The organism is Nostoc sphaeroides (assembly GCF_003443655.1).
GTDB classification, from domain to species: Bacteria; Cyanobacteriota; Cyanobacteriia; order Cyanobacteriales; family Nostocaceae; genus Nostoc; species Nostoc sphaeroides.
Genome location: NZ_CP031941.1, coordinates 4,818,454 through 4,841,540 on the forward strand (window position 1 = coordinate 4,818,454; position 23,087 = coordinate 4,841,540).

Genomic DNA, 23,087 nt, shown 5'->3' on the forward strand with positions numbered 1-23,087 from the left:
AATTATACTAAAGATATAGATTTGCCAAATTGAAAAGCTATAGAGCTATAAAAACTTTTCAAACGTAGCATTAGAAGAAACCATAATGATCGGCGAAATATTAGGCGATCGCTACGAAGTTCAGCAGCTATTAGGAAAAAAAGCAGGGCGGCGGACTTTGTTAGCTCGTGATTTGCAAACTCAGGAATTAGTTGTCATCAAGTTACTCTCTTTTGGTGATGATTTTGAATGGGATTCACTTAAGCTGTTTGAGCGGGAAGCTGAAACTTTAAAATCTTTGTCACATCCCTTAATACCTCAGTATTTAAACTATTTTGAGGTAAATTTACCAACCATTAAAGGATTTGCCCTGGTACAAACTTATATAAGAGCAAAAACTTTAGAGCAATACTTACAAACCGGGCGAACTTTTACAGAAACTGAAGTCAAACAGATAGCCAAAGCGCTTTTAGAGATTCTTATTTACCTACATGAGCTACATCCGCCTGTAATTCACCGTGATATTAAGCCTAGCAATATTTTATTAGGGGAGCGTTCTGGTAATAGTGTTGGTCAAGTTTATTTGGTAGATTTTGGCTCAGTACAGACTGTCCTCGCCACAGAAACCGGGACAAGAACTGTGGTAGGAACTTATGGCTATATGCCACCAGAGCAATTTGGCGGACGGACTGTTGCAGCATCTGACCTTTATAGTTTAGGCGCAACGTTAATTTATTTAATGACGGGTAATCACCCAGCCGATTTACCGCAAAAGGATTTTCGCATTCAGTTTGAACAAGCGGCTAATGTGAGTCCCAGCTTTAGCAAGTGGCTAAAGTGGATGATTGAACCCAGTTTAGAAGGGCGTTTTAGTTCTGCTGCTGGTGCGATCGCAGCCTTAGACAAACCACAAGCGACATTACCTGCTTTAGTTGTTCGTAAACCAGACGGGAGTAAGATTCAACTAACCAAAAATTGGGATTCTCTAGAAATTATCATTCCACCAGCTGGTTTGCATGAATCAATAGTATTCACAGGTTTATTTGCGATCGTCTGGAATTCATTTGTCCTAATTTGGACAATTAACGCTCTCTCAATAATGCCTTTTCCTGGCAACATCCCCTTTGCCTTGTTCTCACTTCCTTTTTGGGGTGCTGGCTTTATGATGATGTATAAATTTATCTTTAATTTGTTTGGAAGCATCTACTTACGCCTGAATCCAGAACAAATTACTCTAACCTGGGAGTTGTTTAGTTGGAAGTTTGAGCGTCCCCGTCCATCTCCAAGGCAAAGTGTGAATAAGTTGGTTTACATTCCAAAACACTTTATTAAAGGCTCTAAAGACACTAGAGTTGCCGTTCCAGCACAATTATATATTTGCTCAGGATTAAAAAAATATCAGATTGGTGGAAACGATGGCGGTATTAAATCCGAAGTAGAACTTGAATGGTTAGCTCATGAATTAAGTGAGTGGTTAGGTTTGCCAATTACCAATCCAATGGGAAGTGAGTTGAGCTAATCATTGACCAAATAAGTACTGTACTAGTAGTCTGTCCCATTAATTTTGCGGGGTTGTAGAGACGCGAAATTTCGCGTCTTTACAGGGTTTTGGTAACAAACTAATCAATCAGAATTAATGAGACAGAGCACTAGTGGTCTGTCCCATTAATTTTGCGGGGTTGTAGAGACGCGAAATTTCGCGTCTTTACAGGGTTTTGGTAACAAACTAATCAATCAGAATTAATGAGACAGAGCACTAGTGGTCTGTCCCAAAAATTTTGAAGGGTTGTAGAGACGCGAAATTTCGCGTCTTTACAGGGTTTTGGTAACAAACTAATCAATCAGAATTAATGAGACAGAGCACTAGTGGTCTGTCCCAAAAATTTTGAAGGGTTATAAAAGTTCGTAGTAAGGACTTTAGTCCTTGATTTGAGCGATAAATCGCTCACTACAAACCAATTAAAAAAGTCTGAGCGCGGAAAACCAACGCTCAGACTTTTTTTATTCGTTTTTCTTACACCCTAAACAAAGGCAAAGGATTCAGGACTTTTCATCAAAAGCGACAATGGCATTTTTTACTCTTCTTTTAGCGATGCCATGTCAATCACAAAGCGGTACTTCACATCGCTTTTTACCATCCGCTCGTATGCTTGATTGATTTTCTGAATCGGGATAAGTTCGATGTCACTGACGATATTGTGTTCAGCGCAAAAGTCGAGCATTTCTTGTGTCTCCTGAATCCCGCCAATCATCGAACCGGCAATTACTCGGCGCTTAAAAATCAAGTTACCGATATTGGGTGATGGGTGCGGATTTTCCGGTACACCAAGCAAGCACAGCGTACCACCACGCTTAAGCAACTGAGTGTACGCATCCAGGTTGTGCGATACCGAAACTGTGTTGAGAATGAAGTCGAAGCTGTTGATATGCTTGTTCATCTCATCGCTGTTTTTTGAAATGACAACCTCATCGGCTCCAAGGCGCTTGGCATCTTCGGTCTTCCCTGACGATGTTGTGAACAGGACAGTGTAAGCACCAAAAGCGTGGGCTAATTTTAGCCCCATGTGTCCCAACCCACCAAGTCCGACGATACCCACCTTATCGCCTTTGCCAACTTTCCAGTAGCGCAAAGGCGAGTACGTCGTGATCCCCGCACACAACAGGGGTGCGACGCCAGCGAGATCCAGCTTTTCCGAAACGCGTAGCACGTAATTTTCATCCACGACTATCTGGTTTGAATAACCGCCGTAAGTCGTTTTCCCTGTCTGCTTCTCTGGGCTGTTGTAGGTGAAGATAATTTCGTTATCACAGTACTGCTCAAAACTCTCACGGCAATTTGGACAGGTGCGACAAGAATCGACCATACAACCAACGCCCGCAGTCTCGCCTACCTTAAACTTGGAAACCTGCTCACCAATCTTCACTACACGACCAACAATCTCATGTCCAGGTACGACTGGGTAAACCGTCCCTTTCCACTCATTAGCGACTGTATGCAGATCCGAGTGACACACGCCACAGTAAAGGATCTCAATCTGTACGTCGTGCGGCCCTAACTCTCGCCGCTCAAAAGTGAACAAGCCTAGTGGTGTACTTGCACTTTGGGCAGCGTATCCAAGACTCTTAATCACAGATGATCTCCTTTTTAGTAAGTTTTTTCATGGCTTATATGAACTTTATTCAAGGTTTTCTGACTCAGTTCCTCGAAACTGCTCATATACTTCGCAATTAACAAACCAAGGTTGTTCCTACTCAGTATTAAATGGTAGGACAGGGGAGTATCCCTCCTCTGCCCAGATTCGTCTCGATATTTCCCGAACAATGTCCCTGATCATTGCGGCTTTGATAGCTGCATGAAAATGAGTATAAAGAAGTCAGACTGGTCTGAGTCAACCATCATAAGTATGAGACAGTAGACGAAGCAGGTGGAGCAGGGGAAAAAATATCTACTAGTCCTGTTGGATGGAAGAATTGAGTAATTTAATTTTTTGAGTTCCCTAAAGCGCTTATGGTATGTTGCTTTGCAAAAATTTTTTGAAGCTAGCAGAACTTATGGGATTTGCGCCATCAATGTCTATATTTAATTACAGGAGCCTTAGAGGAAATTTATATGTTTGGACTGGGATGGCCAGAAATAGCTGTAATTACCATAGTCGCTGTTCTAATTTTTGGCCCAAAAAAAATTCCCGAACTGGGAACCGCACTGGGCAAAACCCTACGAGGATTTAAGGAGGAGATGAAAACTCCCAGTGACGAAACTAATCAGGAAGAAGAAAAACAATAATAAAAGTAATCAGAATACAGGAGTCAGCAAACTGACTCCTCCTAACTACAGCAGGGTATTAACAACAGAAGAAGGTGCTATTCCATTTTGGGAATCGATGATAGTTGTGCCGGGATTTTGTTGGTGTGTTTCTTCTTTAACTACACCACGCAGCTTAATTAACTTAATAGCGCGAGTCACGCTTTCTGGTAAAATTACCACCAGGCTGTTATCAGGAGCCATGTCTAAGCCTTTATTTATCGCTTGGGTTTCATCCAGAATGGATTCATAGCGGCTATCAGGCTTAACTTCGTTGATGCCTTGAATAATCAACTGGGCGGCTGAACCCCGTAGTCTTCCCCGTGTGTCATCGTCTTCTTTGACGATGATGTAATCAAAAATTTGCGCTGCTAATTTGCCCAAAGTAACAAAGTCTTCGTCGCGGCGATCGCCTGGGCCACCAATTACGCCAATCCGTTGCCCTGTAGTCCAATTCCGAACAAAGGAACCTACAGCTTCGTAACTGGCTGCGTTGTGGGCATAATCTACTAAAGCGTGGTACTTCCCTAGATTAAATAAATTCATTCGTCCTGGCGTTTGACTAACTGAAGCCCGGAAGGTCTTCAAACCAGCACGAATCTGCTCAATTGTGACGTTTTGCACGAATGCTGCCAAAGTTGCTGCTAAAGCGTTGGCAATCATAAAGGGCGCACGTCCGCCCATTGTTAAAGGTATATTTTCTGCTCTTTCTATGCGGTGTGTCCAATCTCCTTTAACAATTGACAAATAGCCATTTTCATACACTGCTGCTACTCCACCCTTTTGGATGTGCTTTCGCACCAATTCCGAGTCGGGGTTCATTGTGAAGTAAGCAATATTAGCCTTAGTTTTTTCTGACATGGCGGCGACTCTGCGATCGTCGGCGTTAAGTACCGCATAGCCATCCGGGAATACGGCTTCCGCTACTACACTCTTGAGGTTAGCTAACTGCTCAATGGTCTCTATATCGCCAATTCCTAAGTGGTCGGCGGCTACATTTAATACTACTCCCACATTTGCGGCTTCAAAGCCCAATCCAGAGCGGAGAATGCCACCGCGAGCCGTTTCTAGTACCGCTACTTCTACTGTGGGATCTTGGAGGATGACGTGGGCACTTTGGGGGCCTGTGTTATCGCCAGCTTCTACTAAATAATCACCGATGTATGTTCCATCTGTAGTAGTATAACCGACTACCTTTCCAGTCTGTTTATAAATATGTGCTAGTAGTCGGGTTGTAGTAGTTTTGCCGTTAGTGCCAGTAATACTAAGGATGGGAATTTGGCCAGATTGCTCGTTGGGGAACAGCATATCCATTACTGCGCCAGCGACGTTGCGGGAGATACCTACACTTGGGGCAACGTGCATCCGAAAGCCGGGAGCGGCGTTAACTTCGACAATCACGCCATCAACTTCCCGCAGAGGACGGCTAATATCCGTGGTGACGATATCGAGTCCGGCAATATCCAAACCGATAATTTTGACTACCCGTTGTGCTAACCAACGGTTTTCTGGGTGAATTTCATCGGTACGGTCTACGGCGCTACCACCTGTACTTAAGTTTGCTGTTGCTCTGAGATAACAAATCGTGCCTTTGGGTGGTACGCTATTTAGGGTATAGCCTTGCCTTTCTAAGAGTTGGTAGCTGGTGCGGTCTAGTTCAATCTTGGTTAGGACGTTATCATGTCCTTCACCGCGATTTGGGTCAAGGTTTGTTTCCTCAATCAGTTCGGCAATGGTGGATCTGCCGTTGCCAATTACATGAGCTGGGACGCGTTCGGCTACTGCTACTACTTTGCCATTTACGACTAGTACCCTGTGGTCGCGTCCAACGTAATATCTTTCGACAATAATTCCTCGGGAAACCTGTCTAGCAGCTTCGTATCCGGCTTCAGCTTCTTCCCAAGTTCTGATATCAATGGTGATCCCCCGTCCATGATTGCCATCCACTGGCTTGATGACGATGGGATAGCCGCCAACCAATTCAATGGCTTGTTCCAAATCGTCTAAGAAGTTGATCACTGTACCTCTGGGTACTGGCGCACCAGCAGCAGCGAGGATGCGTTTAGTGGCTTCTTTATCACAAGCTAGTTCTACGCCCAGAATGCTGGTGTTGTCCGTCATTGTGGCCTGCATCCGCTTCTGATTCACGCCGTAGCCCAGCTGAATCAAAAAGCGGGCTTCCAGAGACATCCAGGGAATACCTCTTTTTTCTGCTTCTTTGATGATTGCTTCAGTAGAGGGGCCTAAAGAAGCATCACGGGTGAAGTCTTTCAGGTCTTGGATATCTTGCTCTAGTTCTGCCTTGGGATAACGGCCTCGATCAACGATACTCTGGCATAGCCGGACTGCGGCTCGTCCAGCGTAGCGTCCTGCTTCCTCGTTCTGATACTCGATTACTACTTGGTAAATTCCGCGTGTGGCTGTTTCGCGGGTGCGACCAAAGCCAACATGCATACCAGCTAATTCCTGGAGTTCTAGGGCTACGTGTTCTACGATATGACCAATCATAGTGCCTTCTTTGACTCGCATCAGAAAACCACCACGACAGCCAGGAGAACAATAATGACCCTCCAGACTCGGCAGCGCCTCAACTAGTCCTTCATAAAAGCCAGGGATTTCATTCGAGGGCGTCTCGGCAAGGTTTTCTAAATCGAGGCGCATGACGATCAGCTTGTGGCGTCGAATGCTCCAATAGTTTGGGCCGCGTAAGGTCTGGATCTTGAGGATTCTCATGGGAATAGGTAGATGGAGATTCGGAACCAAAATTCTAGTTTCTTACTGGAATTGACCGCCAAACTGTTCGTTGCAAACAGTTTTTTCTTTTTACATAGTATTCTCATCATTTTTCTACAACAAGAAATAAATGTGCGGTCAACAGATTTTGGATTTTAGATTTATGATTTTGGATTAAAAGAGACAATTAGGGTACTTAGCTATCTAGATTTACGATCGCAAAGTCTTAATGAGTCCTTGAGGTTTTTAGATTTGTTTCGCCTACTTTCTGGCGGCATCTGCCAAAAAGCTCTTTTAATCTAAAATCCGTCTTGAAAAGCTTGCTAGGTCGGTAAACCTTCCTTACAACTTTTTGCAAAATCCAAAATCTAAAATTTGTGGCCAACTCAGTGTAACCTTAGATACTTTATCCCGTCAGCTGGAGATCCGGTGTACAGCAGGCAATACAGTGCGCTGGTACAAGTGGAAGCGATCGCCGTAGCTGAGGATATGGAGACGTAAATTATGTACTGTTAATGGTTCATTAGCACCAACATGGGGTTCGTTGGTGTGGGTGGCTTCAGTGGGATCAACAATGGTGACACTGCCTTTGCCCATAACTTGTAACCAACCATCACGTTCAAATACTGCACAAGTATCTTCGTCAATGCCAATACCTAAGCGATCGGGGTGAGCTGCGATCGCACTAATCAGCCGTCCCATGCGATTACGGTTGTGAAAGTGTTGGTCAACGATGACTTCAGGAATAAACCCTAAACCCGTTGCCATATCAACTAGGGAACGATTTGGCGACTCTCCACTACCGCCGCCAGCAATCATGTGATGCCCCATCACTGCTGCTCCTGCACTCGTGCCTGCTAAAGTAAGTTGTCCCGCCCTCACACGCTGGCGAATAATTTCCATTGCTGGCGTATCTGCCAATACACCACAGAGACGCAGCTGATCGCCTCCTGTCAAAAATACCCCACTACAGGCTTCTAAGGATGCTTTGATCTGGGAGGATTCACACTGTTCCCGTTCGCGGATGTCTAAAATCTCTACCTTCTGAGCACCCATTTCTTCAAAAATGCGAATATACCTACCACCGATGATGGCGGGTTCGCGAGAGGCAGATGGAATAATTGTAATATAAGCCTTACTAGCACCGGCGCGTCCAAAAAAAGTTCTTAGGATTTCGCGCCCATGAACTTTATCTTCTGCACCTCCAATAACCAGAACGGCGGTTTTCGTTGCTTGGGGTGTCCTCATTTCTAGCGATTTAGCTTGTAATTGCGGCATTGTGTTTCTCCTGTCAACAACTTCAGGTGAATTTAACAAGGTTCATAAGCAGCCATGATTTTTGCGCTTTGCAACTTTTGAGAGGACACTTTTTGGAAGTTTGCAACTGGGTAAGCCACTCTCCAAATTTTCGCTTAACGCTCGCGTTGCCTCAGTCTAAACTTGTTCGTTCCCATTCCTCAAAGCCAGCGCCTTGTTTTTCACCTGTCCACTCGCAGCAGGGCAAAATAGTCTTTATGGGGCTAAATTCCCGCTTTGGGGTTGAGGACGAGCAGTTAAGACTACGCTTTTTTCTGAGGCTGGCTTGATGCATCCTGGAAGTTGTTAACTTGATAAGATTATTAATTTAAATGTAGTTGTGACAACATTTAAACATAAATTAAGTAATTAGAAAAACTTTTAATCCCATCTAAAATCCAAGAGGTCTGGTAGTTTTAGATACTATTGATAAAGTTTAACTGGAGTTTAAGCCGAATGGCGGCTTGTTGATGTTTGCTAGACATTCAAATTTAAGATTAGTGTCCTTGAATACGAATAACTGTGCGCTTTGATATAGTTACGCTTTTTCCTGACTGTTTTAACTCTGTTCTCAATTCTGGTCTGCTAGGTAAAGCCTTAGCCAAACAGATTGCCGAAGTGCATCTGGTTAACCCACGGGACTTTACCACTGACAAGCACCGAAAGGTGGATGATGAACCCTACGGCGGCGGCGTAGGGATGCTAATGAAGCCAGAACCCATTTTTAACGCTGTGGAGTCGCTGCCAACTCTACCCCGAAGAGAAATAATTTTGATGAGTCCACAGGGTCAAACAATCAATCAACCTCTTTTAAAAGAATTGGTGACGAATTATGACCAGTTAGTAGTTATTTGCGGGCATTACGAAGGAGTGGATGAGAGGGTGCTACATTTGGTAACTCGTGAAGTATCTTTAGGCGATTTTATTCTGACTGGCGGGGAAATTCCAGCAATGGCTTTGATTAATGGCGTAGTGCGGCTGATCCCAGGAACCGTAGCTAAAACGGAGTCCCTCACCGCAGAAAGTTTTGAGGAAGGGTTATTAGACTATCCCCAATATACTCGTCCTGCCAATTTTCGCGGTTTAAAAGTGCCTGATATCTTGCTCAGTGGCAATCACGCCGCGATCGCCCGGTGGCGTTATGAGCAACAAATTGAAAGAACCCGCGATCGCCGCCCTGATCTTTTGGAGAAATTGAAGCAGGGGGCAGGGGGCAGGGAGCAGGGGGAGCAGGGGGAGCAGGGGGAGCAGGGGAGGCAGGGGGAGAATAATAATTTTTAACTCCTAACTCCTAACTCCTAACTCCTAACTCCTAACTCCTAACTCCTAACTCCTAACTCCTAACTCCTAACTAACGACAAATGACAAATGACTAAAATTCGTATTGGTAACGGCTACGATATTCATCAACTGGTGAGCGATCGCGCTTTGATTTTAGGTGGAATTCAAATTCCCCATGAATTGGGTTTATTGGGGCACAGTGACGCTGATGTGTTAACACACGCAATTATGGATGCCATGCTTGGGGCATTATCTTTGGGCGATATTGGTCATTATTTTCCGCCTAGCGATGCCAAATGGGCGGGAGCAGATAGTTTAGTACTATTAAATCAAGTACATCAACTGATTCGGGATCAAGGCTGGCAAATCGGAAATATTGACTCAGTGGTAGTAGCAGAACGTCCAAAATTAAAACCGCATATTCACAATATGCGCGACAAACTAGCGGCTGTTTTAGAATTAGAACCAAATCAAATTGGCATCAAAGCTACCACCAACGAAAAATTAGGCCCCGTTGGACGTGAAGAAGGTATATGTGCTTATGCTGTTGTCTTGCTAGTTGCTTCAGAATAACTTTCTTTTAGCCTCTGAATTAAAGATATTCAAGACTGATTAGGATAGAAATCAATGATTGATAGCGTTAAACAAAGCTTAACTTGGTGGGGAATTAGAACCATGCAAGCTACAAATTTAGAAGATGTAGACTTTCCTGATATTGTTGCTTTAGACAAAGAGGGGCAAATTATTCTCATAGCTGAAGTCAAAGGTTTACCATTTAATTTTCAAGAAAAAAAAGCCCAAGAATATGCTATTTTAAGGCTGATTGATTACTTACAAGCTGCAAAGATAGCGATTCCCTTTGCTATGCTTGTTGATGTAAATAACATTCTTATTTTTAAATGGGATGGCAATAATTTATCAGAGCCGATTATTAGTATTAAGACTGCTGATGTGCTTAGTTATTACGAGCCAGAATTTAATAAAAAACAAATTTTTAATCTTTATCTTATAGGTCTGACAGAAGCCTGGATAAGTGATTTCTGCTATCACTGGAAGTCAGAAATACCGCCAGCATCTAAGGAGATAGCAGAAATAGGTTTATCACAGTTATTAAAAGGTGGAATTACTCAACCTTAGGTATTATTGGCAGTGAGACTTTACGTAGAAACAAACTTCTTAATGAGTATTGCTAAAGGACAGGATGAACTAGCAGAAAATTTTCTGGAAAATGCACCTACCTCAATATCCTTAGCAATACCCAGCATTTGTTATGTAGAATCTTTGGCGACTTTAGAGCAAGAAGACAAATATAACCAGGATTTTATTAGGCGATTGGACATTCAAGTTAACGAGGCTGCAAGAGATAAAACTTCACAAAATGCTAAATTAGTTGTTAATTATTTAAAACAAGCTAAAATTAGCTTTCTGCAACGTACTAATGACACAGAAAAACGTTTTTGTATAGCCTTAAACCAGCTTCTTACTAAAGCAGAAGAGATTTCATTAACAACAGAAATTATTCATGAAAGCCTTGCTAAAAATATCCTTGAAAGGCATCTTATGGACAAATTGATTATAGAGTCTATAGTTCACCATCCACGCTTACACCCAAATGAAATAAAAATATTTTTAAGCGCTAATTCCAATGAATTTGGTAAGCGTGAAGTTATAGAAGTTTTACGAGATAGTGGTATTCAGTATTTCAATAAAACCCAGAACTTCCTTGGTTGGCTACAATCTCAATCAAATTAACTACATTATTTGCGTATTGAAAGTATGAAAATTTTTAGAAAAATATTTCTGGCAATTAAAAGTTTTTGCTTACCAATAATTCTGGTTTCGGCAACAGCAATTACAATTACCGCGTGCAATCCATCTAACTTTAAAACCGCAGCCGCACAAGTTCCCCAGTTGGTTCTTTCTACTTTGAGCGACCCTAAAACCTTTAACTACGCTCTCATCCAAGAATCTCCCAATATTTCTGGTTTCACTTATGAAGCATTAGCTACTCAAAATGGAATAACTAAGGAAATTGAGCCGGCTTTGGCTGAATTTTGGGAACTTTCCCCAGACAAACTGCGGTTTGTCTTTACCTTGCGAGAAGGATTGAAGTGGTCGGATGGTCAGCCATTAACAGCCGATGATGTCGTTTTTTCTTTCAATGACATCTACATGAACAAGCGCATTCCCACTTATACACAAGATGCTCTCCGCATTGGTATCAGTAAGGCTTTTCTCAAAGTCCGCAAAATCGATGAACGTCGGGTAGAATTTATTCTGCCAGAACCGTTTTCTCCTTTCTTGCGATCAATTGCATCAGGGGTAGGAATATTACCAGAACACGCCTTGCGTGCAGCAGTGGAAGCTAAAAACTCTGATGGTAAGCCAGTGTTTATGTCCACTTGGGGAACCGACACAGACCCGAAAAAAATTATTGTTAATGGCCCTTACACAATCGAGAGTTATTCAACCAATCAACGCGTAATATTTCGGCGCAACCCTTACTACTGGCGTCAAAAAGATGCACAAGGAAAACAACTGCCATATATTGAGCGTGTAATTTGGCAAATTGTGGAATCGCCTGATACAGCTTTGCTGCAATTTCGTTCTGGAGGGTTAGATTTACTAGAAATTGGCCCTGCAAATTTTCAATTGCTCAAGCGTCAAGAAAAGCAGGGTAACTTTACTATTAAAAATGCTGGGCCTGACTCTGGGACAAGTTTTATAACTTTCAATCTCAACAAAGGTAGTCGCAACGGCAAGCCTGTTGTAGATCCCATTAAATCCCGCATTTTTAACAACGTTGCTTTTAGACAGGCTGTCGCCTACGCAATCGATCGCCAAACGATGATCAACAACACTTTGCGGGGATTGGGTGAACCACAAAACTCTCCAATTTCTGTTCCCAGTCCCTATTATTTATCTCCAAAAGAAGGTTTAAAAACTTATGATTACAATCCAGAAAAAGCTAAACAACTTTTACTAGGAGCAGGATTCAAATACGATGAGAAAGGTCAACTGTTAGACGCGGATGGTAATCGAGTCCGTTTCACAATGATGGCTGTTGCTGGTAATAGACCGACAATCACACCGAAAATTCAACAGGATCTCGGCAAGATAGGTATTAAAGTTGATTTACAATTTATTGACTTCAGTATTATTGGAGAAAAAATCTCTAACACCCTAGATTGGGAATGTTGGTATGGAGCTATTACTGGTGGTATTGAGCCGCAAGATGGTTTCAATGTCTGGTCTGTAGATGGTAACTTTCATGTATTTAATCAGAAAGCTCAAGCTGGACAATCCCCAACAGTCGGTTGGAAAGCTAGCGATTGGGAGCAGAAAATTGAAGACCTCTACATTCAAGGGGCAAGGGAGTTCGATGAAACAAAACGCAAAGCTATCTATGCAGAAACACAACAACTTTCACAAGAATATCTACCTTTTATTCACCTATTCAATTCTCTAGCTTTAGTAGCCGTGCGTAATACTATCGAGAACGTAAAATACTCAGCGATCGCAGGTTACAATTGGAATATTTATGAACTCAAAGTAGTAGAAGATAAAAAAGCTAGTTAATTTTTATGTGTTATCAATGCTAAACCTCATCATATTAGGTTCCCTTAAACACTTATAATATCTGTAGGTTGGGTTGAGGAACGAAACCCAAGATTGCTCGTTATTCATGTTGGGTTTCACTGCCGTTCAACCCAACCTACAATAATTCAGTTCTATGATTTTTGCCCTTTTGGCTAACCGCCGCCGTGGGTTTGCGGTTTTAGCAATATTCACTCTATTCTTGATTTGTCAGATAGCTCTTATCAGTTGTAACCCAATTAATTTTAAGAGTAAGGCGGCGCAAGTATCGCAATGGGTTACAAGCACTATCGGCGATCCGAAAACTTTTAACTATGCCTTCAATCAGGAATATCCTCATGTTTTTTTGTTCACGACTGAAGGACTAACTACGCTCAATGGGATTACAGGCAAAATTGAGCCAGCTTTAGCTGAATCGTGGGATATTTCTGATGATAAAAAGCGAGTCACTTTTACTTTGCGAGAAAACTTGAAATGGTCAGATGGCGAACCACTTACCGTAGATGATGTTATCTTTACCTATGAGGATGTGATTTTCAATCCACAGATTCCTACCGATTGGAAAGATGGTCTTAAAATTGGTTCTAGTGGTAGTTTTCCTAAAATCATAAAAATAGGCGATCGCCAAATTGAATTTATTCTACCTGAGCCTTTTGCTCCTTTCCTTTATACCACAGCCGGAGCATCAACAAATTCAGTTGGAATTTTACCAAAACATGCTTTATCTGAATCATTGAAATCTAAAGATGCTAAAGGTAATCCCAAATTTTTATCTACTTGGGGAACAGATACAGAACCCAGTAAAATTATTGTCAACGGTGCTTATAAAATAGAAAGTTATACTTCCAGTCAGCGTGTAGTATTTCGGCGCAATCCTTATTACTGGCGCAAAGATAGCCAAGGGAATCAGTTACCTTATGTTGAACGTATTGTTTGGCAAATTATTGAATCTACAGATACAATAATTCTTCAGTTTCGCTCTGGAGGATTAGATACAGTTACTGTTTCTCCTGAAAACTTTTCACTACTTAAGCGCGAAGAAAAACGGGGAAAGTTTACTATCTACAATGGAGGGCCGGAATTCACCAATACTTATATTTCATTTAATCTCAACAAAGGTCGGCGGCAAAATGGACAGCCTGTAATTGACCCAATTAAATCCCGTTGGTTTAATACCCTTGCTTTTAGACAAGCAGTTGCTTATGCAATCGACCGTCAAACAATGCTAAATAACGTTTTTCGGGGGATTGGTGTGTTGCAAAATTCGCCAATCGAGATTCAAAGTCCTTACTACTTTCCTCCAGAAAAAGGTCTTAAAGTTTATGAATATAATCAAGAAAAAGCTAATAAATTACTATTAAGTGCAGGTTTTAAATATAATAAAAATAAACAATTACTAGATGCTGATGGTAATCGGGTGCGCTTCAGTTTATTAACGAATGCTGAAAATAAAACTCGTGTGTTAATGGGAGCGCAAATTAAGCAAGATTTGAGTAAAATCGGCATTCAAGTTGATTTTAATCCAATTGCTTTCAATACTCTCACAGACAAGCTTTCTAATTCCCTCGATTGGGAATGTTATATGCTAGGCTTTGTTGGAGGGATTGAACCAAATGACGGGGCTAATGTTTGGTTACCGTCAGGTGGATTACACACTTTCAATCAGAAACTTCAAGCAGGACAAGAACCACTTATTGGTTGGCAAGTTGCAGATTGGGAGGCAGAAATTGGCCGTCTTTATATTCAAGGAGCACGAGAGTTAGACGAAGTAAAGCGCAAAGAGATTTACGCCGAAACTCAACGCCTCTCTCAAGAATATTTGCCTTACATTTATTTAGTGAATCCTTTATCTCTAGTAGCAGTGCGCGATCGCATCCAAAATGTCAAATTCTCTGCACTTGGTTCTCAAAAAGGAACGTTGTGGAATAAATATGAACTGAAAGTAACAGAATAGAGTTTAAAGTATTAAAGTCTCCGCCCTTGGTGGCACGTTTGGGAACATTTATAAAATTCAAACAAAAGACTAGTGTCTCAAAATGAAACTTTGCGATCGCTCCTCGAAGCGGTTGCCAATGGTAAAGTTACGCCAGATAAGGCATTCGACTCACTCAAAGACTTAACTTATGAATCCGTGGGTGAGTTTGCCAAAATTGACCATCATCGCCAGCTAAGAACTGGTTTCCCAGAGGTGATTTGGGGCCCTGGTAAAACTCCCGACCAAATTGCTCAAATTATCGAAGTAATGCGCCTCCGCAACCCGGTAGTAATGGCAACCCGCATTGAACCAGCAGTTTATGCCGCACTGGAATCAAAAGTTAGCGGTTTGCGATATTACCAATCGGCTCGAATTTGTGCGATCGCTCCTCCTACCATCGAACCACAATTTGCGGGTGAAATTGGCATTCTTTCTGCTGGTACTGCCGATTTAGCCGTTGCTGAAGAAGCTGCTGTCACTGCTGAACTTTCTGGTTTTCGCGTCCAGCGCCTCTGGGATGTTGGCGTTGCGGGGATTCACCGTTTATTAAGTAACCGCCACCTGATTGAGTCAGCATCGGTGTTGATTGTCGTAGCGGGAATGGAAGGCGCTTTACCTAGCGTTGTTGCTGGTTTAGCGAGTTGTCCTGTGATTGCCGTACCCACCAGCATCGGTTATGGTGCAAGTTTTGGCGGTTTAGCACCTTTATTGACAATGCTTAACTCTTGTGCTGCGGGAGTAGGCGTAGTGAATATCGATAATGGTTTTGGCGCAGCAGTTTTGGCGGGGCAAATTTTACGGACTGCCGAGAAATTGCGGTTGGCATCGGCTGCATCTTGAGTTAAGACATTGAAGTTACACCCAAGATTTCAGTAAATATCAGGAATTTATCTAAAAAATAAACTGATGCTGAATTTTGCCACCCCCAACCTCTTAATCACCAAATATGAGCCATTACAGCGATTTGATATCTCAGTTATATTGGCAATTGCCTGTAAATTTGACAGCACTACTAGCACAAACAATTACCGATCCAGACTTGATGGGTCAGGTTGAAAAATCTTGGCGTCACTTTATACAAACAGGTCAAGTGTGGGCATTGTTGATTGGTTTAGTCATTGGCTATATGATTCGGAATCTAACTAGCTACGGTTGAATTTAAAAGTTAGGAGTTGAAAGTGAGGAGTTAGGAGTTGAAAGTGAGGAGTTAGGAGTTATGAGTTTTTAACTCCTCACTCTTAACTCTTAACTCTTAACTCTTAACTCTTAACTCTCCCCCACTCCCCTCATAATATTTATGACCAAAGAAGAAAATTGGAGTCCGCGATTTGAATCAGCATTGCATCCAGCGATCGCTCGTTTTAATGCCAGTATAGGTTTTGATATTGCATTAATCGAATATGACCTGACTGGTTCTCAAGCCCATGTCAAAATGCTTGCTCACACGGGCATTATCTCCCCAGAAGAAGGAGAAAAACTGGTTGCAGGTTTAGAACAAATTCGCCAAGAGTACCGCGAGAAGAAATTTCAGCCTGGTGTTGATGCTGAAGATGTACATTTTGCAGTTGAACGACGATTGACAGAAATTGTCGGCGATGTGGGTAAAAAGGTGCATACGGCGCGATCGCGTAATGACCAAGTTGGTACTGATACTAGACTTTACCTCCGCGACCAAATCCAACAAATTAAAGGGGAATTGCGAGAATTTCAAGGGGTTTTACTGGATATAGCGGAAAAAAAACGTTGAAACCCTGATTCCTGGCTATACCCACCTACAACGCGCCCAACCCTTGAGTTTAGCTCATCACCTCTTGGCATACTTTCAAATGGCGCAACGCGACTGGGAACGCTTAGGAGACGTTTCTCGCCGCGTGAATATCTCACCTTTGGGATGCGGTGCTTTGGCGGGAACCACTTTCCCCATTGACCGCCACTACACAGCCAAACTCTTGAATTTTGACGATATTTATGCTAATAGCCTCGATGGAGTGAGCGATCGCGATTTTGCGATCGAATTCTTGTGTGCTGCTAGCTTGATTATGGTTCACCTCAGCCGCCTTGCAGAAGAAGTCATTCTTTGGTCATCTCAAGAATTTGGCTTTGTCACCCTTAAAGATAGCTGTGCCACAGGTTCCAGTATCATGCCCCAAAAGAAAAACCCCGATGTGCCAGAATTAGTCCGGGGAAAAACAGGGCGTGTATTTGGTCATCTCCAGGCCTTATTGGTGATTATGAAGGGGCTACCACTGGCATATAACAAAGACCTGCAAGAAGATAAAGAAGGTCTGTTTGATAGCGTCAACACAGTTAAAGCCTCTCTCGAAGCAATGACGATTTTGCTCAGGGAAGGCTTGGAATTTCGTACCCAACGGTTAGCAGAAGCTGTGGCGAAAGATTTTTCCAACGCTACCGATGTAGCAGATTATCTGGCAGCACGGGGCGTTCCCTTCCGGGAAGCTTACGACCTTGCGGGTAAGATAGTAAAAATCTGTGATGACGCAGGTAAACTTCTGAAAGATTTGAGTTTGGAAGAGTGGCAACAATTCCACCCAAAATTTGCAGCAGATATTTATGAAGCAATATCTCCCCGTCAAGTTGTGGCAGCCCGCAACAGTTACGGTGGCACTGGCTTTGTACAGGTTCGCAAAGCACTCATAGCCGCCCGCGCTCAAATGGCTCAATAGAGGGAGTTAGGAGTTAGGATTTTAGATTTTAGATTTTAGATTTTATACCAATTTGAAAAAAGAATGCGACAAATAGACCATTTGTAGAGACGCGATTCATCGCGTCTTTACCCAAGGATGTGTTGCAATCATTAATTGAATTGGTATTAGATTGAAATTTAATCCAAAATCCAAAATTGAATTGCCCCATTCAAAAAAATAAATAAGGGCGTACATTTGTACGCCCTAAAAAATAAATAATCTAAATAACAAGGATCTAAGCAGACAGCTTATTCAGTGTCAGCTGCTGCTGCTCCTTCTTCTTCTTCACTCTTTGGTGGTCTTTGTTGGAACCTTCTCTGCATTCTTCCTGTAGTAGTCCGTTTACGAAACTTTCTGGCATACGCCTGGTTCCGTAGCGCCTTTTCTTTTTTCGGGTTACGGCGCTTGGCCATGTTCACCTCATTAAATAAACAACAAAAAAGTAGCAACTAGGCATTACGTAGGCAATATCAGTTACCAATGTTATTGATATACTTGTAGCCTAGTGCAGCAATAAATACGCTTTAAACAGTGTACTAGTCTACCGCATTCAACCTAGCTCTGTCAATAATAATTTAAAATTATCCCCACTACTACCGCAAGGCAGAAGTCAAAAGTCACGCATTCAAAAGTCAGGCATTCAAAATCAATACAGCGTAAGAGTTTTGTTGGTTTGGAATGGGTGGTTTATTTGCGCCGTGCTGTAGTAGCTAGATGAAAAATACCTTTTATTTGATTCAAATTCGTCAAATAGATGTAAGTTAGCTGATAAGTTGTTGTTCTTGGAACAAACCAATCAATATTATCAAGAATTAGTTGGTGATCTTAAACCCCGCTTAATTGTCTCTAATGAATTCTAAATTTGGGGTTCTGACTTATCATTCAGATTATTTTTTTTAATGTATGCTGAAAAACTATTAGTGATAGCTGGTTTGGATAAGGCTAATGTTAGTTATAAACTAAAAAACTTTCTGATTGAATAAATATTATGTATAGATGAATACAGTGCTTCTATTGAAACTAGATGTTAGAATTAATAATATTCTACGTAAATCGTGAGAATAAAATCTCAAACCACAAACATTTTTGTATAAAGCAAAACTCAACAATAATTTTATTAGTTGAGTTTATGTAAGTGGTAGAGAACTAGAGAATACAATACAAAAATTTTGAAGATTGAACGTTATTGCTTTTTTTCCGGCAGCTGTAGAGTCCACACGTAGTTTATGGCGTATTGGACAAACAGTATTGGGTATTATATTTCGTCATCCCATTACTGGCACTAGTATCATCCCAATTTTACCTGATGGTCGGATAGTACTGATCCGACGGCGTGATGATGGTCTTTGGGCATTGCCTGGAGGCATGGTGGATTGGGGAGAAGATATTCCCAACACAGTCCGCCGGGAATTGATCGAGGAAACCGGGCTAGAATTGGTGAAAATTAACCGTTTGGTAGGAGTTTACTCGGCACCAGACCGCGATCCCAGAATCCATTCAATTTGTGTTGTGGTTGAAGCCGAGGTGCATGGGACAATGGAAATTCACGATACTTTGGAAGTCATGGAAATCCAAGCTTTCTCTCCCAATTTGCTACCTTCAGAACAGATGTCTCACGATCATACCCGGCAGTTGCAAGATTACTTAAATGGCTTGACAACATTGGCATAACAATATTTAGTCATTAGTTATTTGTCATTTGTCATTTGCCGCCAAAGTATATGATCTAAGGAAGCTTATCTACGAGATAAATTCGCGTTCGACTTACACTTCTGTGTTTGTAATTTGTCCAAATCTAATTACTAATGACCAATGACCAATGACTAATGACCAATGACTAATGACCAATGACTAATGACCAATGACTAATGACCAATGACCAATGACTATTTATTATGGTGCTACAAGTTAACTACTAAATTAAAATGGATACACTATTCCGTAACTCCCGAATAAAGCTCTCTCAAGGGCTGATATTCTGGCGTGAAGTCGGTGAAAAAACTTCTATAATTTTTTTACATGGTGCTTGGAATGAAAGCAGTCAATGGTTATCTGTGATGGAGTCCCTTGCACAAGATTTCCATTGCTTTGCACTTGATTTGTTGGGATTTGGTGAATCAGAAAATCCGAATATTCATCATTCGATAGATTTACAAGTAGAGTGTTTGGCTGAGTTTTTGCAAGCTGTTAAGTTAGAAAAAGTATATTTAGTAGGTCATTCTCTTGGGGGTTGGATTGCTGCTAGCTATGCCCTAAAGTATCCAGAGAAAGTTGATGGTGTGGTACTGCTTGCACCAGAGGGTGTGGAGATAGCAGGACAAGAAGAGTATTGCCAGAAGATGCGACGATTATTGAATTATCCACCACTCATGGTTAAATTGTTGCGATCGCTAACTCCCTTCACTAAAATCTTGGGTTGGTATGAAAAAATTGCACAAGACTTGCAATTACGTCAGGAATTGTTGCGTTACCCCATAGCTTGCCAGTTACTTTTCAAACGGCGACAAGTAGAAATTGAGGCGGAATTAGTGCAAAAGCGGCTTTACATGATAGATGTGCCGATTTTTATTTTGCAAGGTGGCCAAGATACACCAGATGCTTTAGCTAAGAGCCGGGTTTATGCTCAACTGATGCCGAAAGTTGAGTTAAAAATGATTGCCCATGCCGGAAATGACTTACCAGAATCTTGTGCTGGGGTTGTAGCGGTTGAGATTCGGGAGTTTATTCAAGGTATTTTGAAAAACCATAATTTAAACGAATTAAATTAGCTGATTCAGGGTTTGTTGCTAGGGCTATTTCATTCTCATCTAGCCCGCCTCAGAATTTATTCTGAGGCTAATAGCAAAAGTCGTCTCAAGACGACTAATAAGGCTTTTAGTCTACTTTGCTGTCATTGCTTGCCGTCGGCTTCCCCTGGTTTCTTACCCATGCCCATAATTCGGCTGTTTTTCGCATCGTTTCGGGAGTCAGTGGTATGAGACAAATTTGACTAAGTTTGTTGAGGCGATCTATACTTTTATTCCCTCTTTGCTATCACCCATTATTATTTCGCATATTCCCCAAAATATCAAATTTTGTTCCACAATTAAAGGTGCTGTAATTTCAGGATATAAGGCTTGCAGATAGTTTAGTAATAAAGTGCGATCGCCCCCTTTAATTGCAATCTTTCCATCAGCAAATAATTGCAACCACGCATCAATAAAATCTTTAATCCCAGCTAATATTGTATAAACTACTCCACTTTGAATAGCTTCTGTAGTATTGAGAGCAAAACGCGCTGGTAGAGACGGAAAATTTTGCATTTCTACTAATGGTAATTGTCCGGTTTGTTGACCGAGAGTTGCAAATTGCAAACCTAAACCCGGCAAAATTGCACCTCCAACTAGACACTCATTAGCATCCGCAGCCGTAAAAGTTAGCGCTGTCCCAGCATCAATTACCAACATTGGAAAACCCCACGTTTTCCCCGCACCCCACAAAGCTAAAGCGCGGTCAATTCCTAACGTGGGATAAACACCTTTGAGGGATACTTGATCTAAGGTAATAACGCGAGTATTTGGGTAAATTTGCCAAATAGCAGTTTGGCTGGGAACTACGGAGGCGACGAGGAGAGGACAGAGGGGCAGAGTGTTTGTTAGAAATTCACCTTGTGGAAAAATGTTCTCTAGTAAATCATTTAGAGTTTGACATTCAGCCAGGTGTTGTATAACAGACTCAGGTAGATGGTCGGTATCCCAAGCTGAGTAAAGCGTCTCGTCAATAAACAACGCCCAATGTAGCCGAGAGTTCCCAATTTCCAGCGCTAGCCAAATATTATCTGTGTGTTCTGGGTGCTTATGCGGTTTCACACTTTTAAATTTTTTAAGTCAGTCATAGATTTTTTAATAAAAATTAATATTCATCCCGTGTCACAATAAAAATAGAAGAGGAAGAAATACTCATTGTGTTAAGGAGGGGAGTTATGGTAGCGCTCACCGAAAAAACTGAAAAACGGCTCACCATACAGCAGGTGGAAATTGCTCAAGATACGACGGCTATTCGGTCTTTGGATTGGGATCGCGATCGCTTCGATATTGAGTTTGGTCTGCAAAATGGTACCACCTATAACTCGTTTCTCATCCGTGGGGAGCAGACAGCCTTAGTTGATACCTCCCACGAAAAGTTTCGTCAACTATATTTTGATACGCTCACCGGACTAATCAATCCAACAGATATTGATTATTTGATTATCAGCCACACCGAGCCAGACCATAGCGGTTTAGTTAAAGATTTGCTGCAATTGGCTCCAGAAATAACCGTTGTCGGTTCTAAAGTGGCGATTCAGTTTCTTGAAGATTTCGTACATCAGCCATTTAAACGGCGGATTGTGAAAAATGGCGATCGCTTAGATTTGGGCAATGGTCATGAATTTGAATTCGTGATTGCCCCAAATTTACACTGGCCTGATACCATTTTCAGCTTCGACCACAAAACCAAAATTCTCTATACCTGCGACGCTTTTGGGTTGCACTATTGCTCAGATAGCACCTTTGATGAAGACTTGGCGGCTATCGAAGAAGACTTTCATTACTACTACGATTGCTTGATGGGGCCGAATGCTCGGTCAGTTTTGTCAGCCCTAAAACGCATGGCGGAATTGAAAACCATCGGTATCATTGCCACAGGACACGGGCCATTATTATCTCACAATGTTGAGGAATTAGTTGGACGTTACCGCACTTGGAGCCAAACGCAAGCCAAGCCAGAAACGGCAGTTGGAATATTTTACGTTTCAGAATATGGATATAGCGATCGCCTGGTGCAAGCAATTGCCAACGGCATCGGTAAAACTGGTGTTGCCGTGGAAATTGTCGATTTGGGATCAGAAGTAGATTTACAAGAACTGCGGGAACTAGTTAGCCGTTGTGCTGGGCTAATCGTTGGTCTACCTCCGGCTTCTGGCGCTGCGAGTATCCAAGCTGCACTCAGCACAGTTTTAGGATCTGCCAAAGAAAAGCAAGCTATTGGCGTATTTGAAAGTGGCGGTGGCGATGATGAGCCGATAGATCCTTTGGTGAGTAAATTCCGCAATTTGGGTTTGACAACGGTTTTTCCAGCGATTCGGATTAAAGAAACACCGACAGAAAATACTTACAAGCTGTGTGAAGAAGCAGGAACAGACTTAGGTCAATGGGTAACACGCGATCGCAGCATCAAAGCCATGAAATCCCTTGGTGCTGAATTAGATAAAGCATTAGGTAGAATTAGCGGCGGATTATATATTATTACTGCCAAAAAAGGCGATGTATCCAGTGCGATGTTAGCTTCCTGGGTTGCTCAAGCCAGCTTCAAACCCTTGGGATTTTCCATTGCAGTAGCCAAAGATCGGGCAATTGAATCACTCATGCAAGTAGGCGATCGCTTTGTTCTCAACATATTAGAAGAAGGCAATTTCCAGCCATTAATGAAACACTTTTTGAAGCGGTTCGCCCCTGGTGCCGATCGCTTTGAAGGAGTGAGAACCCAGCCAGCCGAAAATGGTGCGCCTATCCTTAACGATGCCCTCGCCTATATGGAGTGCGAAGTTGTCAGTAGAATGGATTGCGGCGACCATTGGGCAGTATACAGCACCGTCTACGCCGGACGAGTTTCTAAGCCAGATGCTTTAACTGCTGTGCATCACCGCAAAGTTGGTAATCATTATTAAGAGGGGGAGTGGGAAGTAGGGAGTAGGGAGTGG

General features: G+C 42.2%; 18 protein-coding genes and 1 pseudogene. 14 read left to right on the plus strand and 5 right to left on the minus strand.

Features of this window, described 5'->3' with window-relative positions:
• The first annotated feature begins 85 nt into the window (after positions 1–85).
• On the plus strand, positions 86–1,498 hold the full coding sequence (locus tag D1367_RS21465) for a serine/threonine protein kinase (protein ID WP_118168162.1): 1,413 nt from the start codon (positions 86–88) through the stop codon (positions 1,496–1,498).
• Positions 1,499–2,054: 556 nt separating this feature from the next.
• Here D1367_RS21465 and D1367_RS21470 read toward each other — a convergent pair.
• Positions 2,055–3,110 carry an NAD(P)-dependent alcohol dehydrogenase gene (locus tag D1367_RS21470; RefSeq protein WP_118168163.1) on the minus strand — a complete coding sequence of 352 codons (1,056 nt, stop codon included), beginning with the start codon at positions 3,108–3,110 and terminating at the stop codon, positions 2,055–2,057.
• Positions 3,111–3,589: 479 nt separating this feature from the next.
• Here D1367_RS21470 and tatA point away from each other — a divergent pair, with 479 nt between their 5' ends.
• Positions 3,590–3,763 (plus strand): twin-arginine translocase TatA/TatE family subunit, encoded by a 174-nt coding sequence (gene tatA / locus D1367_RS21475; RefSeq protein ID WP_100902930.1) that lies wholly within the window; start codon positions 3,590–3,592, stop codon positions 3,761–3,763.
• A 45-nt stretch (positions 3,764–3,808) separates the two neighbouring features.
• Here tatA and cphA read toward each other — a convergent pair whose 3' ends face one another.
• Entirely contained in the window at positions 3,809–6,514 is a 2,706-nt protein-coding gene (gene cphA / locus D1367_RS21480) for a cyanophycin synthetase (protein ID WP_118168164.1), read from the minus strand.
• 414 nt (positions 6,515–6,928) lie between these two features.
• Complete coding sequence (locus D1367_RS21485; RefSeq protein ID WP_100898664.1) at positions 6,929–7,792, minus strand: cyanophycinase; 864 nt, start codon at positions 7,790–7,792, stop codon at positions 6,929–6,931.
• Positions 7,793–8,332: 540 nt separating this feature from the next.
• On the opposite strand from D1367_RS21485, the gene trmD reads away from it, so the two are divergent.
• From trmD to argH, 9 genes and pseudogenes are all read left to right on the plus strand, one after another.
• Positions 8,333–9,091 carry a tRNA (guanosine(37)-N1)-methyltransferase TrmD gene (gene trmD, locus D1367_RS21490; protein ID WP_118168165.1) on the plus strand — a complete coding sequence of 253 codons (759 nt, stop codon included), beginning with the start codon at positions 8,333–8,335 and terminating at the stop codon, positions 9,089–9,091.
• 87 nt (positions 9,092–9,178) lie between these two features.
• A complete protein-coding gene (gene ispF / locus D1367_RS21495) occupies positions 9,179–9,664 on the plus strand; it encodes a 2-C-methyl-D-erythritol 2,4-cyclodiphosphate synthase (protein ID WP_118168166.1) in 486 nt (161 codons plus the stop codon).
• A gap of 54 nt (positions 9,665–9,718) precedes the next feature.
• The gene (locus tag D1367_RS21500; protein WP_225892179.1) at positions 9,719–10,228 is read left to right on the plus strand and encodes a hypothetical protein; all 510 of its coding nucleotides are present in this window, start codon (positions 9,719–9,721) and stop codon (positions 10,226–10,228) included.
• Positions 10,229–10,270: 42 nt separating this feature from the next.
• The gene (locus D1367_RS21505; RefSeq protein ID WP_118168167.1) at positions 10,271–10,843 is read left to right on the plus strand and encodes a hypothetical protein; all 573 of its coding nucleotides are present in this window, start codon (positions 10,271–10,273) and stop codon (positions 10,841–10,843) included.
• A 24-nt stretch (positions 10,844–10,867) separates the two neighbouring features.
• Positions 10,868–12,670, plus strand: coding sequence for an ABC transporter substrate-binding protein (locus tag D1367_RS21510; protein WP_118168168.1), 1,803 nt, complete (start codon positions 10,868–10,870; stop codon positions 12,668–12,670).
• Positions 12,671–12,824: 154 nt separating this feature from the next.
• Positions 12,825–14,642 (plus strand): ABC transporter substrate-binding protein, encoded by a 1,818-nt coding sequence (locus D1367_RS21515; RefSeq protein WP_118168169.1) that lies wholly within the window; start codon positions 12,825–12,827, stop codon positions 14,640–14,642.
• A gap of 72 nt (positions 14,643–14,714) precedes the next feature.
• Positions 14,715–15,503, plus strand: coding sequence for a nickel pincer cofactor biosynthesis protein LarB (gene larB / locus D1367_RS21520; protein ID WP_118168170.1), 789 nt, complete (start codon positions 14,715–14,717; stop codon positions 15,501–15,503).
• 106 nt (positions 15,504–15,609) lie between these two features.
• A complete protein-coding gene (locus D1367_RS21525; protein WP_118168171.1) occupies positions 15,610–15,819 on the plus strand; it encodes a hypothetical protein in 210 nt (69 codons plus the stop codon).
• Positions 15,820–15,960: 141 nt separating this feature from the next.
• Positions 15,961–17,347: pseudogene (gene argH / locus D1367_RS21530) on the plus strand (argininosuccinate lyase).
• 269 nt (positions 17,348–17,616) lie between these two features.
• Here the strand turns inward: argH and D1367_RS31100 are convergent.
• Positions 17,617–17,781 (minus strand): hypothetical protein, encoded by a 165-nt coding sequence (locus D1367_RS31100; protein WP_167407613.1) that lies wholly within the window; start codon positions 17,779–17,781, stop codon positions 17,617–17,619.
• Between the two features lie 763 nt (positions 17,782–18,544).
• Here D1367_RS31100 and D1367_RS21540 point away from each other — a divergent pair.
• A complete protein-coding gene (locus D1367_RS21540) occupies positions 18,545–19,039 on the plus strand; it encodes an NUDIX hydrolase (protein ID WP_118168172.1) in 495 nt (164 codons plus the stop codon).
• 254 nt (positions 19,040–19,293) lie between these two features.
• Entirely contained in the window at positions 19,294–20,136 is an 843-nt protein-coding gene (locus tag D1367_RS21545) for an alpha/beta fold hydrolase (protein WP_118168173.1), read from the plus strand.
• Between the two features lie 240 nt (positions 20,137–20,376).
• Here the strand turns inward: D1367_RS21545 and D1367_RS21550 are convergent, their stop codons facing one another.
• Entirely contained in the window at positions 20,377–21,216 is an 840-nt protein-coding gene (locus D1367_RS21550) for a pantothenate kinase (protein WP_118168174.1), read from the minus strand.
• Between the two features lie 113 nt (positions 21,217–21,329).
• On the opposite strand from D1367_RS21550, the gene D1367_RS21555 reads away from it, so the two are divergent.
• On the plus strand, positions 21,330–23,054 hold the full coding sequence (locus D1367_RS21555; protein ID WP_118168175.1) for a diflavin flavoprotein: 1,725 nt from the start codon (positions 21,330–21,332) through the stop codon (positions 23,052–23,054).
• Positions 23,055–23,087 lie beyond the last annotated feature (33 nt).